Source organism: Mycobacterium sp., from assembly GCF_035603715.1.
Classification (GTDB): Bacteria; Actinomycetota; Actinomycetes; order Mycobacteriales; family Mycobacteriaceae; genus Mycobacterium.
The window spans coordinates 1-5,485 of sequence record NZ_DATNJW010000445.1 but is presented as its reverse complement, the minus strand read 5'-3'; the positions used below and the strand labels follow the sequence as shown (position 1 = coordinate 5,485).

Genomic DNA, 5,485 nt, shown 5'->3' with positions numbered 1-5,485 from the left:
CCGATCAGCCACGACGAGGTCGTGCACGGCAAGGGCACACTGTGGGGCCGGATGCCGGGCAACGACCACGTGAAGGCGGCCGGGCTGCGCAGCCTGCTGGCCTACCAGTGGGCGCACCCAGGCAAGCAGTTGCTGTTCATGGGCCAGGAATTCGGGCAGCGTGCCGAATGGTCTGAGGAGCGCGGCGTCGACTGGTTCCAGCTCGACGAGAACAGCTTCTCCACCGGAATTTCACGGTTGGTGGTCGACCTCAACTCGATCTATCGCCGTTCATCGGCGTTGTGGAGTCAGGACATCAAGCCCGAGGGCTACTCGTGGATCGATGCCAACGACTCCGCCAACAACGTGCTGAGTTTTCTGCGGTACGGCAGCGACGGCTCGGTGATGGCCTGCGTGTTCAACTTCGCCGGCGCTGAGCACAGCGGCTACCGTCTCGGCCTGCCCAGCGCGGGGCGGTGGCGCGAGGTGCTCAACACCGATGCGAGCGTCTACAACGGCTCCGGTATCGGCAATCTGGGCGGCGTCGACGCGACCGATGCGCCGTGGCACGGCCGTCCGGCATCGGCGGTGCTGGCGCTCCCGCCGATGTCAGCGCTGTGGCTGGAACCCGCAGAGGCCTCCTAGTACAAGGGCCGCCTAGTACAGCGCGTTAGCCAGGTTGCGACGTCCCGCGATGACTTCCGGGTCGGCGGGATCGAACAGCTCGAACAGCTCGATCAGCCGCGTGCGCACCGCTGTCCTCTCGTCGCCGGCCGTGCGCCGCACGAGCCCGACCAGACGGCCGAACGCGCCATCGACATCTTGGCTCAGGATCTGGACGTCAGCAGCGGCGAACGCGGCCTCGATGTCGTCGGGCGCCGCGTCGGCAGCCGCCACTGCTTCCGGCCCGTGAGCGGTCGCCCGCATCAGAAACACGATTTGACGCACAGCGCCTTTGGCTTCGGCATGGTTCGGGTCGGCGTCCAGGATCGCCTGATACGAGTCGAGCGCCGCCCCGAGGTTGTTGTCCTCGAGCTGCTGGCGGGCCTGCGCGAGCGCCGGATCCACTTCCTCTGGCTCGTCGGAATCGGCTGCGCCGCCGAGCTTTCCAGCAGTGGCCGACAGCAGCGAGTCGATCCAGCGGCGTAACTGCTCCGGCGGCTGCATGCCCTGAAAGCTGGAAAGCGGTTGCCCGGCACCCAATGCCACAACAGTGGGGACCACTTCGACACCGAAAATCTGCGCCACCCGGGGAGCCACGTCGACGTTGACGCTGGCCAGCGACCATTTGCCGTTGTCGGCGGCGGCCAGGTCGGACAAGATGTCGGCCAGCTGAAGGCAGACATCACTGCGCGGCGACCACAGCAGCACGACCACCGGCACCTGGTTGGAGCGCAGCAGCACTTCTTGTTCGAAGTTGGCCTCGTTGACCTCGACGCCGGCTGCGCCCGCTGAGGCGTCACCGCGCGTCTCGCCGGCGGAGGGCGGGGGTTGCTTCAGGGCGGACAGATCGACTGCGCCGCCGGTCAATGCGGGCCCAATCGGGGGACGGGGACGGCTCACGAGATCAAGTCTGGCACGGCGCCGTCGACGGCGTTTCATCCGGTTCGGACGGCCATATGAGCAACATCACATCACGTGTTGTCAAACTGCAGCCGGCTGCTTGACAGCAAACTTCTGGACGCCTGTCCAGCCACACCGGTCACAAACCGTACCGGCCGGTAACTAGCCAGCGCGAAGGATCAGCGCATCGCCCTGACCGCCCGCGCCGCACAACGCAGCAACGCCGTAGCCGGAGCCGCGGCGGGCCAGTTCGAGGGCCGCGTGCAGGGCGATCCGGGCGCCGGACATGCCGATCGGGTGACCAATCGCGATGGCGCCGCCGTTGACGTTGACGATCTCAGGATCGATGCCGAGTTCGCGCGTCGAGGCCAGCGCCACCGCCGAGAACGCCTCGTTGATCTCCACCACATCGAGTTGGTCGACCGAGATCCCTTCGCGGGCGATCGCCTTCTTGATCGCATTGGCGGGCTGCGACTGCAGCGTCGAATCCGGGCCGGCCACCACACCGTGTGCGCCGATCTCCACCAGCCAGGTCAATCCCAGCTCGATGGCCTTGTCCTTGTTCATCACGACCACCGCTGCCGCACCGTCGGAGATCTGCGATGCCGAACCGGCGGTGATGGTGCCGTCCTTGCGGAACGCGGGCTTGAGACCGGCCAGCGACTCAGCGGTGGTGTTGGCCCGGATGCCCTCGTCCTCGGTGAACTGCAGCGGATCGCCCTTGCGCTGCGGGATGCTGACCGGCACGACCTCGTCGGCGTAGACGCCGTCCTTCCAGGCCGCGGCGGCCTTCTGGTGCGACCGTGCGGCGAACTCGTCCTGTTCGAGGCGGGTGAACTTGTCGACGTCATTGCGCTGCTCGGTGAGCGCACCCATCGGCTGGTCGGTGAACACGTCGTGCAGACCGTCGTAGGCCATGTGATCCCGGACCGTGACGTCGCCGTACTTGTAGCCGGAACGGCTGTCGATCAGCAGGTGCGGGGCCTTGGTCATCGACTCCTGGCCGCCGGCCACCACCACGTCGAACTCTCCGGCCCGAATGAGCTGGTCAGCCAGCGCGATAGCGTCGATGCCGGATAGACACATCTTGTTGATGGTCAGCGCCGGCACATCCCAGCCGATACCGGCCGCGACGGCGGATTGCCGCGCCGGCATCTGGCCGGCCCCCGCGGTCAATACCTGGCCCATGATCACGTATTCGACCAGCGAGGCCGGCACGTTCGCCTTCTCCAGCGCGCCTTTGATCGCGATGGCACCCAGATCGCTGGCACTGAAGTCCTTCAGCGAGCCCATCAGCTTGCCGACCGGCGTGCGTGCTCCAGCAACGATCACCGATGTCGTCATGACTACCTCCAGAGCGGGGTTGAACAGCCGATCGAAAAGATCGGGAGAAGCGGATTCGTTCCCGTCAGGTTACCGTTACGTGATGACCACCGATCAAGTTGACACCCGTCGAGTCCTCAGCACCGCTCTGGTGACGGCAGTCGACCATGTCGGCATCGCGGTCCCCGACCTCGACGCAGCGATCGCGTGGTACCACGACCACCTCGGCATGATCGTGCTGCACGAGGAAGTCAACGACGATCAGGGAATTCGCGAGGCAATGCTGTCGGTGCGCGGCGCCGCGGTCGGTAGCGCGCAAGTTCAGCTGATGGCCCCGATCGACGACTCGTCGGCGATCGCGAAATTCCTCGACAAGCGTGGTCCCGGCATCCAGCAGTTGGCGTATCGGGTCAGCGACTTGGACGCCCTCAGCGAGCGTCTGCGCGAGCAGGGCATCCGGCTGCTGTACGAGGCGCCGCGACGCGGCACAGCGAACTCGCGGATCAACTTCATCCACCCCAAGGACGCCGGCGGGGTGCTGATCGAGTTGGTCGAGCCCGCCGACGATTCAGAGCACTAACTCCACTTTCGGGTCGGCCCGCGCGTTGCCCGGTTAGCCCAGCACGGCGTGTGCCAGTGCCGTCGGTCGTCGAGCGCCACCTCGCCGATATCGGCTAGCCACACCACCACATGAGCTGTGCCCGAGCGTATTTCGTGGTCGCAGCCCGGGCATCGATACGTTTTGAGCGATCGCGCGCCGGCTACCGGCCGAACCTCGTAGTCATGTCCGTCTGGCCCAGTCTCCACGCGACGCGGAGCGGGCAGCGGCCCAAACGACTGCTGCCGACGCGGCGAACTGCGGCGTCGAGCCATGACAGCAGTCTAGTGAGGCAGCTCAGAACAACCGGAACTCATCGGAATCCATGCCCCGCATCTTGTCGTAATCCAATGTCAGACAACGAATTCCGCGATCGGTGGCTAAAGTTTTCGCTTGCGGCTTAATCTGCTGCGCGGCGAACACTCCACTCACGGGCGCCAGCAGACTGTCTCTGTTCAGTAGCTCCAGATAGCGGGTGAGCTGCTCGACCCCGTCGATTTCGCCGCGGCGCTTGATCTCTACTGCGACCGAACGCCCCTGTTCGTCGCGGCACAACAGGTCGACCGGCCCGATCGGCGTCATGTACTCACGGCGTACCAGTGTGTAACCCGCCCCGAGCAGCTCGACGTGCTCGGCGAGCAACACCTGCAAGTGGGCTTCGACGCCGTCTTTGACCAGCCCGGGATCGAGCCCCAGCTCATGGCTGGAGTCGTGCTCGATGTCTTCGACGGTGATGCGTAGTTGCTCGCCGGCCTTGTTCTGCACCACCCAGACCGGCGCTTCTCCTTCGCTGCCCTCGGGTTCCTCGGACAACCAGCACGGCGGGCTCATCCAGTTCAGCGGCTTGTAGGCGCGGTCGTCGGCGTGCACACTCACCGAGCCGTCTGCCTTGAACAGCAGCAGGCGGCGGGCCGAGGGCAGATGAGCGGTGAGGCGTCCGACGTAGTCCACGGTGCAGCGGGCGATGACGAGGCGCACGCAACACACCTTAAGCATGGGCGGCGGCAGCAATTAGGCTGACGCCACCATGGTGGCTAAGCGATCGACTGCGCAACGGCTGGGGCGAGTGCTGGAGCGGGTGACTCAGCAGAGCGGTCGACTGCCGGAAACACCGGCCTATGGTTCCTGGCTGCTCGGGCGGGTGTCAGAGAGCCAGTCCCGTCGGCGAGTGCGGATCCAGCTCATTCTGACCGTGTTCATCGTCGGGGCGAACCTGATCGGAATCGCCGTTGCGGCGCTGCTGTTGACCGTCGCGTTCCCCACTCCGAGCATTTTCAGCGACGCACCCCTGTGGATCACGTTCGGCGTCACGCCGGCCTACTGCACAATCGCGCTCGGACTCGGTACGTACCTGATCACCCATCGAACGATCCGCGGCCTGCGCTGGGCGATCGAGGAGCACGAACCGACCCAAGCCGACGAACGCGCCACCTTTGCGGCTCCGTTCTGGCTGGCGTTCGGCGTCCTCATGCTGTGGGTCATCGGCACCGGATTGCTGACGACGCTGTACGGGTTGGCCGACAGCACGTTCATTCCGATTGTGGGCTTCTGCGTCAGCGTCTGCGGCATTCTGGTGTCGACCGCGTGCTATCTGTTCACCGAGTTCGCGCTGCGCCCGGTGGCCGCTCAGGCACTCGAGGCGGGCCGGGCACCGCGCCGATTGGCTCCCGGCATCATGGGCCGGACGTTGACGGTGTGGCTGCTCGGGTCTGGCGTCCCGGTCCTGGGCATCATGGTTACCGCGCTGCTGGGCGGGGTGCTGCTCGACAATCTGAGCAAGACCCAGTTGGCGGTAGCCATTTTGGTGGAGTCACCCGCTGCGCTGATCTTCGGCTTCGTGTTGATGTGGATTCTGGCCTGGTTGACGGCGACGCCGGTGCGGGTGGTTCGGGCGGCGCTCAAGCGGGCCGAAGATGGCGATCTGCGCGGCGACTTGGTGGTGTTCGACGGCACCGAACTCGGTGAGCTGCAACGCGGATTCAACTCAATGGTCGACGGCTTGCGCGAGCGCGAGCGCGTGCG

At 65.7% G+C, this 5,485-nt stretch carries 7 protein-coding genes; 3 read left to right on the top strand and 4 right to left on the bottom strand.

From position 1 onward, the window contains the following. On the top strand, positions 1-624 hold a 624-nt coding region (locus VN856_RS18385; protein ID WP_325691595.1), incomplete at its 5' end, for an alpha amylase C-terminal domain-containing protein. 12 nt (positions 625-636) lie between these two features. Here the strand turns inward: VN856_RS18385 and VN856_RS18380 are convergent. Both VN856_RS18380 and VN856_RS18375 read right to left on the bottom strand, forming a co-directional pair. Continuing rightward, positions 637-1,542 (bottom strand): tetratricopeptide repeat protein, encoded by a 906-nt coding sequence (locus VN856_RS18380; protein ID WP_325691593.1) that lies wholly within the window; start codon positions 1,540-1,542, stop codon positions 637-639. A gap of 162 nt (positions 1,543-1,704) precedes the next feature. Further along, positions 1,705-2,886 carry an acetyl-CoA C-acetyltransferase gene (locus tag VN856_RS18375; protein WP_325691591.1) on the bottom strand — a complete coding sequence of 394 codons (1,182 nt, stop codon included), beginning with the start codon at positions 2,884-2,886 and terminating at the stop codon, positions 1,705-1,707. A 79-nt stretch (positions 2,887-2,965) separates the two neighbouring features. Between VN856_RS18375 and mce the strand changes: the two genes are divergently transcribed. Beyond that, the gene (mce, locus tag VN856_RS18370; RefSeq protein ID WP_325691589.1) at positions 2,966-3,445 is read left to right on the top strand and encodes a methylmalonyl-CoA epimerase; all 480 of its coding nucleotides are present in this window, start codon (positions 2,966-2,968) and stop codon (positions 3,443-3,445) included. Here mce and VN856_RS18365 read toward each other — a convergent pair. Both VN856_RS18365 and nucS read right to left on the bottom strand, forming a co-directional pair. Beyond that, positions 3,442-3,738 (bottom strand): hypothetical protein, encoded by a 297-nt coding sequence (locus VN856_RS18365; protein ID WP_325691587.1) that lies wholly within the window; start codon positions 3,736-3,738, stop codon positions 3,442-3,444. The two genes, mce and VN856_RS18365, sit on opposite strands and share 4 nt — an antisense overlap. A 22-nt stretch (positions 3,739-3,760) precedes the next feature. Beyond that, positions 3,761-4,441, bottom strand: coding sequence for an endonuclease NucS (gene nucS, locus VN856_RS18360; protein ID WP_325691585.1), 681 nt, complete (start codon positions 4,439-4,441; stop codon positions 3,761-3,763). Positions 4,442-4,490: 49 nt separating this feature from the next. Here nucS and VN856_RS18355 point away from each other — a divergent pair. After that, the coding region (locus VN856_RS18355; RefSeq protein WP_325691583.1) for a HAMP domain-containing protein at positions 4,491-5,485 on the top strand (995 nt) is incomplete at its 3' end.

Coding starts and splice junctions, on each gene's coding strand:
- VN856_RS18375 (WP_325691591.1), bottom strand. CDS start 2,886: ATGACGACATCGGTGATCGTTGCTGGAGCACGCACGCCGGTCGGCAAG.
- VN856_RS18365 (WP_325691587.1), bottom strand. CDS start 3,738: ATGGCTCGACGCCGCAGTTCGCCGCGTCGGCAGCAGTCGTTTGGGCCG.